14 protein-coding genes and 1 pseudogene are annotated in these 19063 nt (G+C 58.3%); 10 read left to right on the forward strand and 5 right to left on the reverse strand.

The window, feature by feature from the left end:
- Window positions 1-10: 10 nt before the first annotated feature.
- The 4 genes from ureA to NQZ67_RS13190 all read left to right on the forward strand — a co-directional run bounded on the left by ureA (window position 11) and on the right by NQZ67_RS13190 (window position 3523).
- Window positions 11-319: an urease subunit gamma gene (ureA, locus tag NQZ67_RS13175; RefSeq protein WP_257446221.1), complete on the forward strand. Its 309-nt coding sequence runs from the start codon at window positions 11-13 to the stop codon at window positions 317-319.
- A gap of 187 nt (window positions 320-506) precedes the next feature.
- The gene (locus NQZ67_RS13180) at window positions 507-968 is read left to right on the forward strand and encodes a MarR family winged helix-turn-helix transcriptional regulator (protein ID WP_257446224.1); all 462 of its coding nucleotides are present in this window, start codon (window positions 507-509) and stop codon (window positions 966-968) included.
- Window positions 969-998: 30 nt separating this feature from the next.
- A complete protein-coding gene (locus NQZ67_RS13185) occupies window positions 999-1898 on the forward strand; it encodes an AraC family transcriptional regulator (protein ID WP_257446228.1) in 900 nt (299 codons plus the stop codon).
- 110 nt (window positions 1899-2008) lie between these two features.
- Window positions 2009-3523 (forward strand): alpha-glucosidase/alpha-galactosidase, encoded by a 1515-nt coding sequence (locus tag NQZ67_RS13190; protein ID WP_257446231.1) that lies wholly within the window; start codon window positions 2009-2011, stop codon window positions 3521-3523.
- On the opposite strand, the gene NQZ67_RS13195 is transcribed toward NQZ67_RS13190, so the two are convergent.
- Window positions 3520-4149: a 3'-5' exonuclease gene (locus NQZ67_RS13195; RefSeq protein ID WP_257446234.1), complete on the reverse strand. Its 630-nt coding sequence runs from the start codon at window positions 4147-4149 to the stop codon at window positions 3520-3522. The two genes, NQZ67_RS13190 and NQZ67_RS13195, sit on opposite strands and share 4 nt — an antisense overlap.
- Before the next feature lie 405 nt (window positions 4150-4554).
- Complete coding sequence (locus tag NQZ67_RS13200) at window positions 4555-5424, reverse strand: AraC family transcriptional regulator (protein WP_257446237.1); 870 nt, start codon at window positions 5422-5424, stop codon at window positions 4555-4557.
- A 208-nt stretch (window positions 5425-5632) separates the two neighbouring features.
- On the opposite strand from NQZ67_RS13200, the gene NQZ67_RS13205 reads away from it, so the two are divergent.
- From NQZ67_RS13205 to NQZ67_RS13215, 3 genes are all read left to right on the forward strand, one after another.
- Window positions 5633-8329 (forward strand): family 78 glycoside hydrolase catalytic domain, encoded by a 2697-nt coding sequence (locus NQZ67_RS13205; protein WP_257446239.1) that lies wholly within the window; start codon window positions 5633-5635, stop codon window positions 8327-8329.
- 234 nt (window positions 8330-8563) lie between these two features.
- Window positions 8564-9838: an MFS transporter gene (locus NQZ67_RS13210; protein WP_257446241.1), complete on the forward strand. Its 1275-nt coding sequence runs from the start codon at window positions 8564-8566 to the stop codon at window positions 9836-9838.
- Between the two features lie 120 nt (window positions 9839-9958).
- Entirely contained in the window at window positions 9959-12337 is a 2379-nt protein-coding gene (locus tag NQZ67_RS13215) for a glycosyl hydrolase family 95 catalytic domain-containing protein (protein WP_257446242.1), read from the forward strand.
- 54 nt (window positions 12338-12391) lie between these two features.
- Here NQZ67_RS13215 and NQZ67_RS30355 read toward each other — a convergent pair whose 3' ends face one another.
- From NQZ67_RS30355 to NQZ67_RS13225, 3 genes and pseudogenes are all read right to left on the reverse strand, one after another.
- Window positions 12392-12724 (reverse strand): sensor histidine kinase, encoded by a 333-nt coding sequence (locus NQZ67_RS30355; RefSeq protein WP_306812841.1) that lies wholly within the window; start codon window positions 12722-12724, stop codon window positions 12392-12394.
- Window positions 12725-12739: 15 nt separating this feature from the next.
- A complete protein-coding gene (locus tag NQZ67_RS13220) occupies window positions 12740-13747 on the reverse strand; it encodes a sensor histidine kinase (RefSeq protein ID WP_306812842.1) in 1008 nt (335 codons plus the stop codon).
- A gap of 137 nt (window positions 13748-13884) precedes the next feature.
- A pseudogene (locus NQZ67_RS13225) lies at window positions 13885-14564 on the reverse strand (response regulator transcription factor); the annotation flags it as partial.
- A 293-nt stretch (window positions 14565-14857) separates the two neighbouring features.
- Between NQZ67_RS13225 and NQZ67_RS30360 the strand changes: the two are divergent.
- The 3 genes from NQZ67_RS30360 (at window position 14858) to NQZ67_RS13240 (ending at window position 19017) form a co-directional block, all read left to right on the forward strand.
- Window positions 14858-16225, forward strand: a complete 1368-nt coding sequence (locus NQZ67_RS30360) for a peptidoglycan-binding domain-containing protein (protein ID WP_371825300.1) — start codon at window positions 14858-14860, stop codon at window positions 16223-16225.
- A 150-nt stretch (window positions 16226-16375) separates the two neighbouring features.
- Window positions 16376-17665 carry a DUF445 domain-containing protein gene (locus NQZ67_RS13235; protein WP_257446244.1) on the forward strand — a complete coding sequence of 430 codons (1290 nt, stop codon included), beginning with the start codon at window positions 16376-16378 and terminating at the stop codon, window positions 17663-17665.
- A gap of 11 nt (window positions 17666-17676) precedes the next feature.
- Complete coding sequence (locus tag NQZ67_RS13240; protein ID WP_257446246.1) at window positions 17677-19017, forward strand: DUF445 domain-containing protein; 1341 nt, start codon at window positions 17677-17679, stop codon at window positions 19015-19017.
- Window positions 19018-19063 lie beyond the last annotated feature (46 nt).

The following is a 19063-nucleotide window of genomic DNA, read 5'->3' on the forward strand; positions in this document are numbered from 1 at the left end:
GTGAGTCCGGATGGCTTTAACCGAGGCGGAGAAGGAGCAATTGCTTCTAATGATTAAGGCCGACTTGGCCAGGCGAAGACTTAAGCGCGGCGTGAAGCTGAATGTCGAAGAATGCGTGGCTCTTATCACTTCCGAAATTAAGGATGGGGCATTCGTCGGCAAGACGGTCTCCGAGTTGGTTGAGATGGGAGGAAAGCTGCTGCGCAAGGAGCAGGTAATGAGCGGGATTGCCGAGAGCTTGCTTGAAGTAAAGGTCGAGGCGGCCTTCCCCGATGGGAAGAGGCTTGTTACGGTGCCCTATCCCATTATGTTTGGTTGAGGGCCGATCGGAGGAAACGCCGTTCGGTCCTTTTGTCTTTGCCGATTTTCTGGATTAGGATGCCATACCGCGATATAATGAGAACAAACACACTTACTTTTCCAGGGCGGCTGTGTCGATAAGTGACGGGAGTAGGGATGCCGTGTTCAGGGGAACGCGGCTGCGTGATAGTGCGGGAGGAACGTAAATGACATCTACGAATGAGGACCGATTGACGTTAATGAAGAGGCTGGACGAGTCGTTCCGCGAGGTGCGGCGGCTCATTCTGGCGGAATGGAACCGGGTGAACGAGCATGGGCTGGGCATGACTCACGGGAAGATGCTGATCGTGCTGGCGGAGAAAGGCCCTCAGAAGGCGTCGAGCCTCGCAGAAGCGTTGTTCATTACGGGCGGCGGCGTGACCGGTATCGCGGACAGGTTGATCGAGCTGGGATACGTGACCAGAGAGCGGAGCGAGCAGGATCGCCGGTCGGTGCTCTTGCAGCTGACGAACGAAGGGCAAGCCATGGTGAAAACGATGATGGATTTGAGAGAGAAGGTTATGCTGAAGCTGTTCCGCGGCATGAGCTCGGAGGATATGTGCAAAGCGATCGAGCTGTTCGGCGTCATGAGCCGCAATATGGAATGCGGCGGTCAGGGGGAAGCCTGAGGGGAAATTAGAGTCCGGAGGAGAGAGATTATGCGAAAGAAGGGGCTTTTCGACCGGTCGTGGCTGGAGGAAGAGAAGCATCCGCGATTCTTCGCTTATTATTACAAGCAGTGGTCGGAGTTCGCCATGGGTTTCCATACCCACGAATCCGTCGAGATTATGTATGTCATAACGGGCGAATGCCGCATCGAGCTTGCGACGTGCGAACCCGCGGCCTCCATCGTGCTTAGACGCGGGGAATTTATTATTCTGGACGCCTCGGTGCCGCATCGGCTGCTTGTCGGCGAATTCGGTCCGTGCCGCATGCTGAACGTCGAATTCGGAATGGAGGAACGCGGGACGGTCTTTCCGTCCTTCCGGATGATGGCGGAAGAGGATTCATACGTGATGGGGCTGGCGACGGAGCCGAGCCCCTATTTGGTATTGCGGGATACGGACGAGCTGTACCCGCTGCTCAAGAGCCTCGTGCTCGAGCTCGACGTGAAGGACAACCGCAGAGAGACGAGAATCGAGCTTCTGTTCGCTCAGCTGCTCGTAACGATCGGCTTTATCCGCGGCGAGGCGTTCCGATTGGAGGATCGGCCTTCGGAGCGGTATGTGAAAGAGGCAATTCGGTTCATCCATCATAATTACGACCGGGACATTCAAGTGAAGGATATTGCTTCGGCCGTCAATCTTCATCCCGGTTATTTGCATCGCGTCTTCCGAAGCGGGACGGGCAAGACGATCTCCGCTTATCTGACGGAGCTGCGCGTGGAGAAAGCGAAGATGCTGCTGCGGCAGACGGACATTCCGGCGGCGGATATTTGCGATTATGTCGGTGTGGGCAGCCGGGCGTACTTTCATGCGATGTTCAAGAAGAGCACCGGGCAAACGCCGATCGCGTACCGCATTTCCTACCAAGCTCATAATCATGGTGACGATTTCTGACACGTCGCGGATTAGTTCGTCAGGATATTGATAACGGTTTCCCGCCGCGCTTGCTACAATAAGGGTGAAGATTACGCACTCGAATCTAGTAGACAATCGGAGGGATTGGAATGTCCGCATTCAAAATTACGTTTATCGGCGCGGGATCGATCGGGTTCACCCGCGGGCTTCTCAGAGATCTGCTGTCGGTGCCCGAATTCGGCGGCATCGAAGTGGCCTTCACGGATATTAACGAACACAATTTGGACATGGTGACGCGTCTATGTCAACGGGATATCGAGGAGAACGGCCTCGGCATCCGCATTCAATCGACAACAGATCGCAGAGAAGCGCTTAAGGGCGCCAAATACGTCATTTGCACGATTCGCGTCGGCGGACTCGAGGCATTCGCGACGGACGTCGATATTCCGCTTAAGTACGGCGTCGACCAATGCGTGGGGGACACGCTCTGCGCGGGAGGCATTATGTACGGTCAGCGCGGCATCGCGGAGATGCTGAGCATCTGCAAGGATATCCGGGAGAACGCGGCGGAAGATGTGCTGCTGCTCAACTACGCCAATCCGATGGCGATGCTGACATGGGCGTGCAACCAGTACGGCGGCGTCCGCACGATCGGATTATGCCATGGAGTTCAGGGCGGGCACTGGCAAATCGCGGAGGCGTTCGGCCTGAAGCAGGAAGAAGTGGACATTATTTGCGCGGGCATTAACCATCAAACCTGGTATATCTCCATTAAGCATGGCGGTGAAGATATGACGGGCAAGCTGCTCGAGGCGTTCGAGAAGCATCCCGATTTCAGCCGCACGGAGAAGGTTCGTATCGACATGCTGCGCCGATTCGGCTACTATAGCACGGAATCGAACGGGCACTTAAGCGAATACGTGCCTTGGTACCGGAAGCGTCCGGAGGAAATCGGCGAATGGATTGATCTCGGGTCGTGGATTAACGGGGAGACGGGCGGCTACCTAAGGGTTTGCACGGAAGGACGGAATTGGTTCGAGACGGATTTCCCCAATTGGATGAAGGATCCGGCGCTGCCGTACGCGCAAGAGAACCGAAGCCATGAGCATGGCTCATACATTATCGAAGGACTGGAGACGGGACGCGTATACCGGGGGCACTTCAACGTGGTGAACCGAGGCGTCATCTCCAACCTGCCGGCCGACGCGATCATCGAGGCGCCGGGCTACGTAGACCGGAACGGCATCTCGATGCCGACCGTCGGCGATCTGCCGCTTGGTCCGGCGGCGGTATGCAACGTCAGCATATCGGTGCAGCGTCTGGCGGTGGAAGCGGCCGTTCGCGGCGATGACCAGCTGCTGCGTCAGGCTTTCATGATGGATCCGCTGGTGGGAGCCGTCTGCAACCCGAAGGAAATATGGCAGATGGTGGACGAGATGCTCGTCGCGGGGGAGAAGTGGCTGCCTCAATATACGGATGCGATCGCGGCGGCGAAGCGGCGTCTGGCTGAAGGGCCGCTCCTTCCGACCCGCGATTACAAGGGCGCGGCTCGTCTGAAGGTCAAGACGGTGGAGGAAATGAAGCAGGACCGCGAGGCGGCGAACCGCAATGCCGGGGAGTCCGACAAAGGCAAGGAACGCGCGAAAGCGGCCCAGGCGGATTAAGCTTCCCGCGGAGCGTATTTCAATTCGATCGGCTCTAATATCGCATGTGGCGGGCTCCAGGCAGGGGGCCCGTATTTTTTCATATAGCCTAGCTTGTTCAGGAAGCCGCCGATTTCCGCTTCTTCGTCGAGAGTCCGGCAAAGCTCCCAGCAGGCGACGACGTCGTTGAGCGCGCGGTGGCCGCCGATGAGCGGAATGCCGTACCTGTCGCACATGTCCTTCAGCGTATGAGGATAGACATGGCGCTCGCGGCTGATCGTGAGCGTGTCGATAAAGTCGTTGCGGAAGGAACGTCCGGCGATGCGCATCAGGGAATGATGCAGGAAGCCGAGGTCGAATAAGGCGTTATGGGCGACGAGCACATGGTCGCCGATCATCCGGTTCAGAATGCGGAACGCGGTGTCCTCGTCCATGCCGCAGGCGGTCATATCGTCCGTTATGCCGGTGAGCTCCGTTATTTTCGCGGACAGCTTGCCGTCGTATCGCACGAGGGTGCTGAATTCGCTGGCGACCTCGCCGTTCACGACGCGGATCGCGGCCATCTCGATGACGCGGTCCTTCTTCGGATCAAGGCCGCTCGTTTCGAAGTCGAATACGGTAAACGATTTATTTTTCAGATATTGCATATGTATCACCACTTTTATATGTCGTAGAGGCTCTCAGCGCGTGCTGGGCTTCTACACATATTCTACGACGGCGCCGTAATCCCTGCCTGACGCGCGATATTGGGGAAAGGACCGCGGAGATACATGATGGCAGCTTTCGGAGAGTAGAAGCGAATAATAGGTTACAAGCGAATAAAGGTACAGCCTCCCATCTTGGAGGACTGTACCTTTATTACGTTTATTACGTTCAAGCATCAGCGGTCTCGGACGATCCGTCGTTAATGATTGTTGCCGGACGAGTTGCCCTTTTTGTCAGAGGATTTGGTCTTCGTGTTCTGGTTGCCGTGTCCCTGCTGCTTCGCCATCGTTCTCCCCCCTCTCCGAATGATAGTTAGTGTAGGGCAGGAGAAGGGATTATTATGCGCCTTAAGGGAGTTGTTTCCCCCGGAATTGGCTCGGAGTCAGACCGGTGATTCGCTTGAACACGGCGACAAAAGATTGGATGTCCCGATAGCCGACCTTCTCGGCGACGATGCTGATCTTGTCGTCCGTGCCGCGAAGCAGCTCCCCGCTCTTCTGAATGCGGAAGGCCTGCAGATAGCGGTGCCAGGTCTGCCCCGTATGGCGATGGAACAGCCGCTGCAGATGACGTTCGCTGAAGCCGCTCGTCTCGGCCAGCGCGGCCAGCGAGAGCTCCTCCCCGTAATGGAGCTCCAAATAATGAAGCACATGGCGGAAGGAAGCGTCGCTTAGCCCGTCGCGGCCGTCCTTCCGTTCGAGCTCCTGCTCTTGGTGCAGCTCGATGAGAAGCTGCAGCAGGAGAGCATGCCGGTAGTCCGCCGCTCCCGCAAGCGGCGAGGCGTAATGCTCGTACAGGGAAGCGAACAGCTTCTGGAAGCGGCCGTTCCGGTCGCGGAAGGCGCGGAACGCGAGCCCGCCGGCCTCCATCTGCTTCAGATAGCTGATGAATCCGGGATCCGACGAGAAGGCGATAAGCTTCTGGAGGAGCAGCGCCGAGAAGACGCAATTGTATACGATCAGCGGCTTGCCGCTTAACGAATTGGGACGGAAGACATGCGAATAGCCGATGGGAATGTAGAACAGCTCGCCCTTGCGCACCTTCATCACTTCGTCGCCAGCATGATGGAAGCCGTCGCCTTCCGCGATGAAGGCGATTTCCAGGAAGTCGTGGTTGTGGAACGGAGCGTAGAAGTTTTCCGTGGCCCGGTTCACGAACAGAAGCTGATCGCGGTTGAAATAATGGTCGCCCCGTAACGTTTCGCTGGTTTTCTTCATATCCCGGTGTCTCTCCCCACTCGATAGGATCAACGGCTTCAATGTCCGGAATGCCGTGCTAGAATGTCCGGTTTGCCCATAAAGTTTCGAAGCGGCTTTTTTATAATAATAGTTGAATCGCCCGCCTAATGGGAAGAGCCTGAGGCCGTAGGATCAGGAGAGAGCCGACAGCGCTGGCGATGATGTTCGAGTAGACGGAGGGATATTGATGGTTCAAGTAACGGATTTAAGATGCGAATACCGGCGTAATCCGCTCGGGATCGGCGAAACGCATCCAAGGATCAGCTGGAAGCTCGAATCGGATGAGCGCGCGGTACGCCAGACGGCATACGAAATCGAGCTCGCGGCGGACGAATCCCTCGGGCAGGCCGTCTGGCAATCGGGACGCGTCGCTTCGGAGCAGTCGGTTCTTGTGGAGTTGGCGGGATTCGAGGCAGAATCGCGCAGGCGTTATTATTATCGCGTTCGCGTATGGAATCAGAACGGGGAGGCCTCGGCATGGTCGGAGATCGCTTTTTTCGAGACGGGCATGCTGAAAGGCGAGAATTGGGAGGCGGAATGGATTTCCGCCCCGCTCGAATTGCTGCCCGAGGAGAGCGAACGGCTGCCGCTGCTTCGTAAAGGCTTTTCATTAAAGGCGCCGGTCGCGAAAGCAAGACTTTACGCGACGGCGCATGGACTATACGAGCTTGAGCTGAACGGGAAGCGCGTGGGCAACGATTATTTCGCTCCCGGCTGGACGAGTTACCGACACACGCTGCAGACGCAGACGTACGACGTCTCGGAGCTGCTGCAGGCTGGCGATAACGCGATCGGCGCATGGCTCGGTAACGGGTGGTACAAGGGGTACCTCGCTTGGGGCAATAAAAAGGCTCATTATGGAGACCGTCTCGGGCTGCTCTTGCAGCTGCGAGTTGCCTATGCCGACGGCAGCGAGGAGACGATCGTCTCGGACGGGAGCTGGCAATGCGCGGCCGGCCCGATTCTGATGTCGGAGATCTATCACGGGGAAACGTATGACGCTAGGGAAGAACTGTCCGGCTTCAGTACGGCTGGATTCGATGCGGCGGGCTGGACGGCCGCCCAAGTCGCACAACATGACAACGGAAGACTGACGCCTCAAATCAACGAGCCCGTACGCAAGATCGAGACGGTAAGGCCGGTGGAGCTGATAACGACGCCAGCAGAAGAGACGGTTATCGATTTCGGGCAGAATCTGGTCGGCTGGGTCCGGTTCCGTGTGTCTGCAGATGCGGGAGCGGAAGTCGTCATCCATCACGCCGAGGTACTTGATCAGGAGGGCAATTTCTACACGGATAATCTTCGCGCGGCGAAGCAAGAAATTCGGTATACGTGCAAAGGAAGCGTCGGCGGAGAGACGTTCGAGCCGCGCTTCAGCTTCCAGGGCTTCCGCTTCATTCGATTGACCGGATTCCCGGAGCCCATTGATCTGAGCGCCTTCGAAGCGGTCGTGCTGCATTCCGATATGGAAGAGACGGGACGATTCCGGTGCTCGGATCCGCTCATTAACCAGCTGCAGAGCAACATCAGGTGGGGGCTGAAAGGCAACTTCCTCGACGTGCCGACGGATTGCCCGCAGCGGGACGAGAGGCTGGGCTGGACGGGAGATGCCCAGATGTTCATCCAGACGGCCGCGTATCTGTCGAACGTCGCGCCGTTCTTCGCGAAGTGGCTCGGCGACCTGGCCTCGGATCAACGGGAGGACGGCGGCGTTCCGTTCGTCGTGCCGCATATTCTCGACGACGGCTCCTTCTCCTCCGCGGCATGGGGAGACGCGGCGGTCATCTGTCCGTGGACGCTGTACGTCAGCTACGGCGACACGCGCATTCTCGAGCGCCAATACGAGAGCATGAAGCATTGGGTAGCGTATATCCGCGCGCAGGGCGAGCAGGAATATCTGTGGAACACCGGCTTTCACTTCGGCGACTGGCTTGGCCTCGACGCCAAATCCGGCGATTACGTCGGCGCCACCGAAAGAGATCTCATCGCTTCGGCTTTCTACGCGTATTCAACCATGCTGCTTCGGAAAACGGCTGATGTTCTCGGCCTCGAGGAGGACGCGGCGGTGTACGAAGAGCTGGGGAGGAACGTCGTGGCGGCGTTTCAGGAAGAGTTCGTGACGCCGGCGGGCCGATTGTCGGCATCGACGCAGACGGCTCATGTGCTGGCGCTCATGTTCGGGCTGCTGGACGAGACGGCAGAGAAACGCGCGGCCGCCAAGCTGAAGGAGCTGCTGGAGGCCAGCAAGCATCATCTGACGACCGGGTTCGTCGGAACGCCGTATATCAGCCATGTGCTCTCCCGCTACGGGATGCAGGAGGACGCATATACGCTGCTGATGCAGAAGGATTATCCGTCCTGGCTGTACCCGGTCACCAAAGGCGCGACGACGATCTGGGAGCATTGGGACGGAATCAAGGAAGACGGCAGCTTCTGGAGCCGGGACATGAATTCGTTCAACCACTACGCATACGGAGCCGTCGGCGACTGGCTGTACAAAAGCGTGGCCGGCATTCAGCCTGATGAAGAAGCTCCGGGCTACAAGCGGATGCTGATCGCCCCGCAGCCGGGCGGCGGTCTGACCTGGGCCGAGGGAGTTCTAGAGACACCGTACGGCACCGTTCGTTCCGCCTGGAAGCTGAAGGAGGACGGCTCTATCGAAGTCGAGGTGACGATTCCTCCGAACACGTCGGCGGAAATCCGTCTTCCGGGCGCGTCCGACGCGACCGCCGTGAAGGAAAGCGGCGAGCCGCTTCGCGCGGGCGGCGGCCTGCTCAGCGTCGCGGGCGACGGTCTCGGCATCAAGATCGAAGCGGGCTCCGGCACTTATACGTTCGTCTATCCGATTCACGCGGCATCGACCGATCTGGTCGCTGCCCCATAGTCAATGATTTAGCTCCTTTCGGCCGTTACGACGGCCGGGAGGGGCTTTCGTCGCGCGCTCGGAAGCCGAGGAGAGACTCCGCCATTCCCGTTCCATCGGCTGCAAAGCATCGATCGATGAGATGAATAACAGCCGATTTCTTGCCTTTTTGCGCGCTGTCTATTCGATATTGATGTGTTACACTGTGAATTGGAGAGATCAATCGATCGGACTAAGGCAACGGGGGAATGACAGATGGGTTGGAGAACGCGCCTGCTTCACGCATGGCAAGCCGCGAAAGGACCGGCGCTGCCGCCGGAGCGGAGGCTCGGCAAAGATGCCGTTACCTCTCTTATCATTCATAGCTGTTTTCAGCTTGGCGCTTCGATGTCGGGACTGTTTCTTAACTTATATTTGTGGAGGCTGACGGAGGATCTCGTCGTGAATGCCTTATACAATATTATTTCGTTTGCGATAACGCCTGTCGCGTTCGCAGCGGGAGGCTGGCTGTCGAAGAAGCGGGATCGGATGATCACCTACCGGACGGGGATCGTTTTGATCGCGGTTTTTTATTTGCTTGTCATCATCGCGCAGGAGCGGGTGCCGGATTATTACGTTTTGTTCGCGTTGTTTAACGGCATCGCGTCGGGCTTTTACTGGACGGGGTATTTGGTGCTGCAGTACGACGTGTCGACCGAGACGAACCGGATCCGGTATCTCGCCATTAACCTCGTGACGTTCAACTCCGCAGGGCTGCTGGGACCGGCGCTCGCCGGCTTCATCATTCAGCGAAACGACGGACTTTCGGGATATATCATTATCTTTACCATCGCATTCATCATGTTCGTTATCGCCGCCTTCATCAGTATGCGGATTCCGAAGATCGAATCGCATCATAAAGCGTATTACTTGAAATTAATGGGCGAAGTCATGAGACGGAACGCGCGCTGGGTGAAAAGCTTGTACAGCTTCCTTATCCTGGGCCTGTTCCAAGGAATTATGCTGTTCCTGCCCAATATCCTGCTGTTCCAAGCCGTGGGCCGCGAGGACTGGGTCGGCTATTTGGGCGTGTTCTTCTCCGCGCTCACGGTGGCCACGGGCTATGTCATTTCGCGCAAGGCGCAGAAGGAAAACGTCCGCAAATACGTGGCGCTCTCCACGAGCGGCACCGTCATCGGAGCGGCGCTTCTCTTGTTCGGGGTCGGGCTTTGGTCGGTGGTGCCATTCATGATTATCTTCTCCATCTGCAACCCGCTGGCGATTAACACGCTGAATTCCTACTATTTCCGCTTGATCGGGACGCTGCCGCTCAAGGGCCAGCTTCGCGTCGAGTCGGTCGTCATGAGGGAGCTGTTCTTGAACGTGGGACGCGTCATCTCCATCGCGGTGCTCGCGGTATTCGGCTCCGATATGGAGTCGATCTGGATGCCGGTCATTTTGTTCACGGCGGCGGCTCTTCAATATTTGCTCGTTTTGCTTATTTCGGCGAAGGATGAGGAGCAGACGGATAGTTCCGTTCGGGGCAAATAAGACGGCATGAAGGTTAAAAATTTCCCTATAGACCTTCATATCTTGCATATTCCCTCCGTATGGAGGACGGTACAATGGTAGCGTACGGGCAAGATGTCGAAGATCAGAGGTGGAGAAAGCATGCTATTCATAGGGGATAACAAGCCGGCGGCCAAATGGACCGAGGGGTATCCGATCGGTAACGGACGAGTGGGGGCCGTGGCGTTCGGGGGCATAGAGCGGGAGCTTCTGCAGCTTAACGAAGATACGTTGTGGTCCGGGGTGCCAAGCTCGGGCACGAATCCGGGAGCCAAGGACGTCATACCGGAGGTCCGGCGTCTTATAAGCGAAGGTCAATACCTATTGGCCGACGCGAAAATGAAGGAAGCGATGGGACCGTATACGCAGTCCTATCTGCCGTTCGGAGATCTCGTCGTCGAGCTCGGTCACGGAGCCGACGCAACGGACTTCTGGCGCGAGCTGGACCTGGAACGCGCCGTTGTGACGACAAGCTATACGATAGGCGATGTGCATTATCGCAGAGTTTGTTTCGTTTCGCACCCGCATCAGGTGCTCGTCATGCGAATCGAAGCAAGCAAGCCGGGCGCCATTCAGCTTCGGGCGATGCTGGACAGCCCCCTCCGTCATCAGACGTCGGCCGGGGAAGGAATGCTTAAGCTGTCGGGGACAGCGCCGACGCATGTCGATCCGAATTATCATAGAAGCGGGGAGCCGATCGTGTATGGCGACCATGGCATGCGGTTCGAGGGCCGACTTGCGGCGATAGCGGACAACGGATCGATCCGGACGGAGGATGGCGTCTTGTTCGCGGATGAGGCGGCAGTCGTTACGCTCCTGTTCAGCGCGGCGACGAGCTTCAACGGCTTCGATAAGCACCCGGGTCTTGAAGGGCGCGACGCGTCGGCAATCGCGGAGGAGCAGCTGGCGCAGGCAGCCAAGGTCGCTTATGAAGATTTGCTAGAGTCACATATCCAAGATTACCAGTCTCTATTCGGGCGCGTATCCCTTCGACTCGGGGAAGATGAGGCACGATCCGCCATTCCGACATGGAAGCGGGTGATCGAGCAAGGGGCGCAGGACAACGGATTGGTAGAGCTATTATATCAGTATGGAAGATACTTGCTGATCGCCAGCTCCAGGCCGGGAACCCAGCCCGCCAATCTGCAGGGCATCTGGAACAAAGAGCTTCGGGCGCCGTGGAGCAGCAATTATACGCTGAACATTAATACCGAGATGAACTATTGGCATGCGGAAAGCACAAATCTCGCGGAATGCCATGAGCCTCTGCTGCGGTACATCGGGGAGCTGAGCGAGACGGGAGCCGTCGTCGCCAGGGAGAACTACGGACTGTCCGGCTGGGTCGCCCATCACAACAGCGATTTGTGGCGTCATGCCGCGCCTGTCGGAGCGTTCGGATCGGGCGATCCCGTATGGGCGAACTGGTACATGTCGGGTCCTTGGCTGTGCGCCCATCTGTGGGAGCATTACCTGTACAGCGGCGACGAAAGCTTTCTAGCCGATTATGCTTATCCGATCATGAAGGAAGCGGCCGTCTTCTGCATGGAGTGGATGATTCAGGACGATACCGGGCGGTGGATCACGTCTCCGTCCACATCGCCGGAGCATCGATTCCGCACCGAAAGCGGCGAGCTGGCCGGCGTGACCGAGGCGTCTACGATGGACATGGCGCTGATCCGGGAGCTGCTGACGCGTTGCGAGGAAGCCTCCGCGCGGCTCGGCGTCGATGAAGAACTGCGCGAGCGTATGAGGGAAGTGCGGAGCGCGCAGCTTCCTTACCAGGTCGGCAAGCATGGCCAGCTTCAAGAGTGGGCGGCCGACTTCGACGACGAGGATGTTCATCATCGCCATGTCTCGCATCTGTACGGTCTCTACCCGGGCTGCGAAATTAACGACATGGAGACCCCGGAGCTTGTGCAGGCCGTTCGCCGTTCACTGGAACGCCGCGGCGACGAAGGCACGGGCTGGAGTCTTGCATGGAAGCTATGCTTGTATGCCCGTCTCGGCGAACCCGACAGAGCGCTTGGACTGATCGGCAATATGCTCAGACTGGTAGACGGCGACTCGACCAGCGTAACCGGCGGAGGCGTGTACGCCAACTTGTTCGGCGCCCACCCGCCGTTCCAAATCGACAGCAACTTCGGCTTCACCGCAGGGGTCACGGAGATGCTGCTGCAAAGCCATCTTGGCGAGCTGTCGGTTCTGCCGGTACTGCCGGCTGCCTGGAAGGAAGGATCCGTGACGGGGCTTCGCGCGCGCGGCGGATTCGAGGTGGATCTGGCGTGGAATGCCGAAGGTAGGTCGGAAGCTGCGATATATGCCGCGCGGACCGGAACTTGCGCCGTGAGGATGAAGGGCGTTGCTTCCGTCGAGGACGAGAACGGGGAAGCGATCGCATTCAAGCGGCGGGATGCAGAGCGCATCGAATTTATGGCTCAAGCAGGAAAGCGTTATAAAGTACACGGGCTGCGAGGCTCGTAAGTTTAATAGAATGCGATAAACGACGAAACCACTTCCGTCAGGAAGTGGTTTCGTCTATTTAGAGGACGCCGGCAGCGACACAATGAAACGCGTGCCCGCGCCGACCTTGCTTTCGACTTCGATGCGGCCACGATGCGCCTCGATGATCGATTTCGTGATGGCGAGACCGAGGCCGGTTCCGCCTCGGGCGCGGGAACGGGAAAAGTCGCTGCGGTAGAAGCGGCCGAAAATATGCGGGAGATGCTCGGGCGGGATGCCTGCGCCGTTGTCCTCGCAATCGATTTGAAACTCCGCGCCGATGATTTTCAAGCCGAGATGAATCGTTCCCGCAACGGGATCGGTGTGCTGCACCGCGTTTTGAAACAGGTTCAGAACGACTTGCTTCATTTGATCCGGGTTTACCTAGGCTAGGACTCGTTCTTCGCTCGCGAGCTGCCACTCGCGTCCTCCTGCCAGCACGTTCAGCTGCGGTTCCATCGACGCGATCAATTCGGCAAGATTCGTCTCCTCCAGCGAGAGCGGTATGGATTGATCCATTCTCGCGAGCTGAAGCAGGTCCTCCACCAGTTTATTGACGCGTTCGGACTCCGTCTTCATGCTGGCAAGCGATCGCCGCAGCTGCTCCGGATGGGTTGCCGCTCCTCTCTGCAGCACTTCGATGAAGCCTTGAATCGAGGTTAGGGGAGTTCTCAGCTCGTGGGAAGCGTCCGCAATAAATCGTCTCATTCTCTCGTTCGCGGAGCGTTCAATCTCGAACGAAGAATCGAGTCTCTTCAGCATGCCGTTGAACGCGATGGACAAGGAATCGATCTCCGCCTGGCCTTGCCGTTCGGGGAGCCGGGCGTCCAAATTGCCGGAATCGGTACGCTCGGCCGCCGTTACAACCTTCGATAACGGCGCCAGCGTCCGGCGAAGCAAAGGAAGATAGAAGGCTAGTCCTGCCATTAACGCGCATAGGGCCAATCCGGCAAAAATGCCGACCTGCGTCATGAGCTGGCCGCGGAGCGATTCGGTCTCCACCGCCGCTTGCACGAGCTCGATCTCGCGGCCGCGGGGTTTGCCTGCCAGCCGGAATACGGCGAGCTGCTCGCCTTGCTTCGAATCGATCAGCCGGTAATCGGTTCGGCCCGACGACCTCAGCCGTTCTTTGATGAGGTCGTAATCCTTCTTCGTTAGCAGCGGCGGCTCCGCCGCGTTCCAGCTGTCATCCTCGGTCACCGTTGCCGCCTGGCCGTCCTCATCGATAAAAGCCAACGAAAATCCCGGTTGAAAAAATAGCGGCGAGTCCGATCTTATGCGCCCGGGACGATGACCGGTCGGGTCATTGCCGCCTGTAATCAAATCGAGAGGCAGCGCGGCAAGCTGTGCTTGCAGCGAATCGGCTTTGTTGCGGTACGGAAAGTCTTTCATAAATAAATATTGAAGGACGCCGATCAAGACGAACAACGCGGCCAGTACTAGAAGTGACCGAACGAGCAGCTGGTAACGCAGCGAGCCTGGTTTTGGAACAAGACGGGCAATGCTCGAAATCTGCCCCCCGCTAATGCCAGATCCATCCGATAGCCGGCTCCTCGCAGCGTGCGAATAAGCCGGTGTTCTTTGTCGCCCAGCTTGTCCCTGATGGAGCGGATGTACACTTCGACGATATTTTGCTCGCCGCCGAAATCATAGCCCCATGCTTTTTCCAAAATAAGTAATTTGCTCAGCGCGATGTCGTTGTTCATGACGATAAATTTGAGCAACTCGTACTCCGTCGGCGACAGCTCCAGGAGCTGCTCCTTATAATGGAGCTCCTTTCTCTTGTCGTCGATGCGGAACGGTCCGTAAGCGACCTCTCCGAGCAGGTTCGGAAATTGATTGCGCAGCCTGGCGTGTATGCGGGCAAGCAGCTCCCCGAAGCTGAACGGCTTGGCCAAATAATCATCCGCGCCGAGCGTCAGCCCGTAGACGCGGTCCTCGACCTCGTCCTTGGCGGTCAACATGATGACGCGATTTGATTGCCCGCGCTTTTGAGCTCATGGCATACCTCGAAGCCGTCTTTATGAGGCATCATCACGTCCAGTATGACGACATGCGGCTGGAAGCAAGCTGCGGCCTGAAGGGCGGCAATGCCGTCGGAGGCCGTCTCTACGATGGCTCCCTCGTTCGTTAAACCAAGCTCCAGAAATTGCAGGATGTTAGGTTCGTCGTCCACGAGCAGAAGCTTGATTCCTTGCAATGATGTCACGGGTAATCCTCCTAAAGTTTTGTGGAACGCAGTGGAACAAAACCGCTTCGAAAGCATTCGCTCAGTTTTGTGGAACGCAGTGGAACAAAACCGCTTCGAAAGCATTAGCTTCGTTTTTATCCTTTCTATTATGAAGCCCTGATGGGAGAAAGCCAACTTCGGAATGACTGAATAGGGGCACTTTCAGCGAACTTTCAGCCGGTTTTTTTTCTGCGGGAATGTAACGATTTGAGAATTATGGGGATAGTAACGTTGGTAACAAATCACTCATGGAAAAAGGAAGGTGCAATCAGGTGAAGGTTGGAAAGTTCTCAGCATCAAATAAGCGGTTCACCGGCGGTAAGCTTGCCGCCAAATACTTAAGCGTCGCGCTAATGACGATCGCTCTTATGTTCTGCATACCGCATACGACGCACGCGGTCGGCAAGCGCGCGAAAGGCCCGGATGTATACGTGATCCAAGGCATGCTCAAATCGTTGGGCAGCTACGAGGGCCCAATCGACGGCTATTACAGCCAGTCGCTTGTGAAAGGCGTTATGTATTATCAGAAGACGCATGGTCTTGCGGTAACGGGAGCGGTGGATCTTAAAACGCTGCAATCCATCTCCTATTCCTACGTTTCGATGAAAGGCGGCGGAGGCCAAGCAAAAGCGAAGTCGCAAGGCGGCGCGCAAGGCATTGGCGGCGCAGGCGGAGTTGGTGGGGCAGGCGGCGGAGCTGGTGGTGGCGCAGGCGGTGCAGGGGGCGGCGCAGGCGGAGCTGGTGGCGGTGCAGGTGGAGCAGGCGGCGGAGCAGGTGGAGCAGGCGGTGGCGCAGGCGGAGCAGGCGGCGGTGCAGGCGGAGCTGGTGGCGGCGCAGGCGGCATTGGCGGTGGCGCAGGTGGAGCAGGCGGCGGTGCAGGCGGAGCAGGCGGTGGCGCAGGCGGCGGTGCAGGCGGAGCTGGTGGCGGCGCAGGCGGCATTGGCGGTGGCGCAGGTGGAGCAGGCGGCGGTGCAGGCGGAGCTGGTGGCGGCGCAGGCGGCATTGGCGGTGGCGCAGGTGGAGCAGGCGGCGGCGAAGGCGGAATTGGCGGCGGTGCAGGCGGAATCGGCGGCGGAGCTGAAGGCGGTAAAGGCAACGGCGGCGGAATCGGCGGCGGAGCTGAAGGCGGCAAAGGCAACGGCGGCGGGATCGGCGGCGGAGCTGAAGGCGGTAAAGGCAACGGCGGCGGAATCGGCGGCGGAGCTGAAGGCGGTAAAGGCAACGGCGGCGGAATCGGCGGCGGAGCTGAAGGCGGCAAAGGCAACGGCGGCGGGATCGGCGGCGGAGCTGAGGGCGGTAAAGGCAACATGGGCGGAGCCGGCACAGGCAAACCAGCCCCAGGCAACATGGGCGGAGCCGGCACAGGCAAACCGGCCCCAGGCAACATGGGCGGAGCCGGCACAGGCAAACCAGCCCCAGGCAACATGGGCGGAGCCGGCACAGGCAAACCAGCCCCAGGCAACATGGGCGGAGCCGGCACAGGCAAACCAGCCCCAGGCAACGTGGGCGGAGCCGGCAAAGGCAAACCTGCTCCCGGTAACGTGGGCGGAGCCGGCACAGGCAAACCGGCCCCTGGCAATGTAGGCGGAGCCGGCACGGGCAAAGGCGGTATCGACTCCAAGCCGGGCAGCCAGCAATAACATATACCAGCAAGCCGCTTCGGCCGCTCCTGATACACGGGGCAATGGCCGGGGCGGCTTTTTGCTTATTGGACTTTGGTCAAGTGGATGCGAGTGCCAAAAAAGGTTAAACTAGCATTACCTATTCTTGCAGTGAAATGGAGCGACATCATGGGAAAATGGAGCGTGAGAAAACGGGCGAACGCTTTGCTTGGACTTTCGGCGGTTGGGATTTTGGCCGCTTTTCCGTTCCAGCATACATTCTGGGGAGGCTTCGGGTTTGCGTTGTTCAGCGCGGGAACGATCGGCGGTCTCGCGGATTCTTTTGCCATTGGGGCGCTGTACGGCGATCCGCTACGGATCAAGTGGCCGCGGTGGATGGGCACCCATATTATCGCGCGGAATCGGCAGCGGCTGATCGGCGAGCTGGTGGACATGGTCGAAAAGGATTTGCTGACGGTGGCATCGATCAGGGAGACGCTGGAGGAGCATGACTTGGGCCAGGTGCTGGCGGGCTATATGACCAGCGGGAAAGGAAACGAGGAGACGCGCGCGATCGCGCAGAAGCTGCTCGCCATGCTGCTCGCCAAGGCCGATCCGGAACAGCTTGCCGCCGGACTGCAGCGTTTCATTGCCGACCACGGGCAGTCGCTCCGCTTGTCCGATCTGCTCGCGGATATCGGCGAGTGGAGCATCCGGAACCGCTATGACGACAAAGCGATTTCGTTCATCCTGCAGCCTTTTGTCCAATTGGTGAAATCCGCGTCGTTCAAGCTGGTCATCGAGCAGGTCGCGCAATCGGCTATTCGTTCTTACGAAGGGGAGAAGTTCCGCAGGAGGCTGGTCAATTACACCGGGGGATTGAACGCGGCGTCCATTAGCGGCAAGGTTCAGGATTGGCTGTCTGCTTTCCTGCAAAATCTTGCCGAAGAGGGCCATCCGCACCGCGAGAAGCTGAAGGCGATGATCGCGGAGTTCGTCCGAAGGCTGCGGGACGACGAGGAGCTTCGGGAGCAGGTGGAACGGGGCAAAACGAAAGCGCTGGAAGCGTTGAAGGAACGGGCGAGACTGGACGAATTCCTTCGCAAGCAGCTTGGCCGTTTCCATGCGGCATTAACCGGTCCCGGAAGCGGCGGGGAGACTGTGCCGGGCGCAGGCGTGTTCCGTTGGTTAGACACGGAGCTGGAGCACGGACTGCAAAAACTGAACAACGATTCGCAGCTGCAGCGTTCTCTGGACGGCGGCATCAAATCGTTATTGCTGTCCTGGATCGAGGAGAAGCATGCTTGGATCGGTCGATTGGTCCGGGAGAAGCTGGAATCGTATAGCGAAGCCGAGCTCATCTCGCTCGTCAAGGAGAAGGCGGGCCGCGATCTTCAGTATATTCGCTTGAACGGGATGATCGTTGGCAGCTTCGCGGGCGTGATGTTGTATTTGCTTACGTTTTGGATTCGGGGGTGATGGCGGTGGACATGAGAAAACGGGCAAACCTGAGCTTGATCCTGCTTGCGTTCCTGTTTGCGGCGGCAGCCGTTCTCCTTTATTTCGGACATGATGCTTGGTGGTCTAATTTGCTGCTATATACGGCCGAGGCGGGGCTGGTCGGCGCGCTTGCGGATTGGTTCGCGGTAACGGTGCTGTTCCGTCATCCGTTCGGCATGAAATGGGTGCCACATACGGCGATCATCCCTCGCAAGCGCGAGAAGCTGATCGAAGGCGTGGCCGCGATGGTCGAGAAGCAGCTGCTCAGTAAAAACGCCATTATGGATAAATTGATGGGCTACAGTATAGTGGAAGCGTTGATCGGTTGGATCGAGCGGGAGCGGACAGGGGCGCCGTCGTCTCTGTCGGATCGAATCTGGTCGCTCCTGATCTCATGGCTGCGGGGAGCGGATATGACGGCGTGGGCCGATAAGCTCGATGAGCACGGACGATCCATCCTTCGGGAAGCGAACTTGTCCCGCTATGCCGGCAAGGGGCTCCGATGGCTGCTGTCGAACAGCGATTTTCAGAAATGGCTTGGTTACCTGATCGATTACGCGGCCAAGCGGGCATCCGCCGAAGAGACGAGACAAGCCATACGCGCGATGATGGGCAAGGAGAAGGATAAATTCGTGAGCGAAGGCGGCTCCTTCACAAGGTGGCTCAAGCAGAAGCTGGTCGACTTCGCGGAAGCGGCGGACGCTATTAACTTAGACGAAGCGGCGGATACGATGTACCGCGACCTGCAGAGCTTCATGGCGGAGCTGCAAAATCCGGAGCACGAGCTTCGGGTTATGATTGAAGCCCGGGTACTGACGCTTGCGGACCAGCTGGAAGCGAGCGAGGAGATTGGGGCAACGATCGAGTCTTGGAAGCGGGACATGCTGGATGAGCTGTCGCTTCAGCCTTCGATACACGCGATGCTGGAGAGCGCGAAGAGCATGCTGCTCGCCGGCAACGAGCTGAAATACGTCGCGATCGAAGAACGAACGCTTCATGTCGAAGACGTCAAAGGCTGGCTAAGCGGCTTGATCGCCGCCTATTGGGAAGCGTTCAAGTCGGACGAAGAGACGAAGTCGCAGCTGGATCATTACGCGAAGGCCTTCATCCGAGGCTTGCTTGAGCGCGAGCATGCCCTAATCGGCAAGATCGCGAGGAAGACGCTGGAGGGCTTCACGGAGGAACGCCTCGTCTCGTTCGTGGAAGACAAGGTCGGCACGGACTTGCAGCGGATCCGCGTCAACGGCGCCTTCATCGGCGCCGGCGTCGGAGCGCTGCTCTATCTATTCCTGCATGGCGTGTACGCGCCGCTGCTGGAGCTGTTCGTTTGAGGAGAACTTGCATCCGCGTAGATGCAAGTCTCTTTTTTTTTCGCGC

The sequence above is a fragment of the Paenibacillus soyae genome, from assembly GCF_024623455.1.
Taxonomy (GTDB): Bacteria; Bacillota; Bacilli; order Paenibacillales; family Paenibacillaceae; genus Pristimantibacillus; species Pristimantibacillus soyae.

What these genes read in the sequence shown, in the direction of transcription:
- ureA (WP_257446221.1), top strand. Translation starts at nt 11, where the DNA reads ATGGCTTTAACCGAGGCGGAGAAGGAGCAATTGCTTCTAATGATTAAG.
- NQZ67_RS13180 (WP_257446224.1), top strand. Translation starts at nt 507, where the DNA reads ATGACATCTACGAATGAGGACCGATTGACGTTAATGAAGAGGCTGGAC.
- NQZ67_RS13185 (WP_257446228.1), top strand. Translation starts at nt 999, where the DNA reads ATGCGAAAGAAGGGGCTTTTCGACCGGTCGTGGCTGGAGGAAGAGAAG.
- NQZ67_RS13190 (WP_257446231.1), top strand. Translation starts at nt 2,009, where the DNA reads ATGTCCGCATTCAAAATTACGTTTATCGGCGCGGGATCGATCGGGTTC.
- NQZ67_RS13195 (WP_257446234.1), bottom strand. Translation starts at nt 4,149, where the DNA reads ATGCAATATCTGAAAAATAAATCGTTTACCGTATTCGACTTCGAAACG.
- NQZ67_RS13200 (WP_257446237.1), bottom strand. Translation starts at nt 5,424, where the DNA reads ATGAAGAAAACCAGCGAAACGTTACGGGGCGACCATTATTTCAACCGC.
- NQZ67_RS13205 (WP_257446239.1), top strand. Translation starts at nt 5,633, where the DNA reads ATGGTTCAAGTAACGGATTTAAGATGCGAATACCGGCGTAATCCGCTC.
- NQZ67_RS13210 (WP_257446241.1), top strand. Translation starts at nt 8,564, where the DNA reads ATGGGTTGGAGAACGCGCCTGCTTCACGCATGGCAAGCCGCGAAAGGA.
- NQZ67_RS13215 (WP_257446242.1), top strand. Translation starts at nt 9,959, where the DNA reads ATGCTATTCATAGGGGATAACAAGCCGGCGGCCAAATGGACCGAGGGG.
- NQZ67_RS30355 (WP_306812841.1), bottom strand. Translation starts at nt 12,724, where the DNA reads ATGAAGCAAGTCGTTCTGAACCTGTTTCAAAACGCGGTGCAGCACACC.
- NQZ67_RS13220 (WP_306812842.1), bottom strand. Translation starts at nt 13,747, where the DNA reads ATGAAAGACTTTCCGTACCGCAACAAAGCCGATTCGCTGCAAGCACAG.
- NQZ67_RS13235 (WP_257446244.1), top strand. Translation starts at nt 16,376, where the DNA reads ATGGGAAAATGGAGCGTGAGAAAACGGGCGAACGCTTTGCTTGGACTT.
- NQZ67_RS13240 (WP_257446246.1), top strand. Translation starts at nt 17,677, where the DNA reads ATGAGAAAACGGGCAAACCTGAGCTTGATCCTGCTTGCGTTCCTGTTT.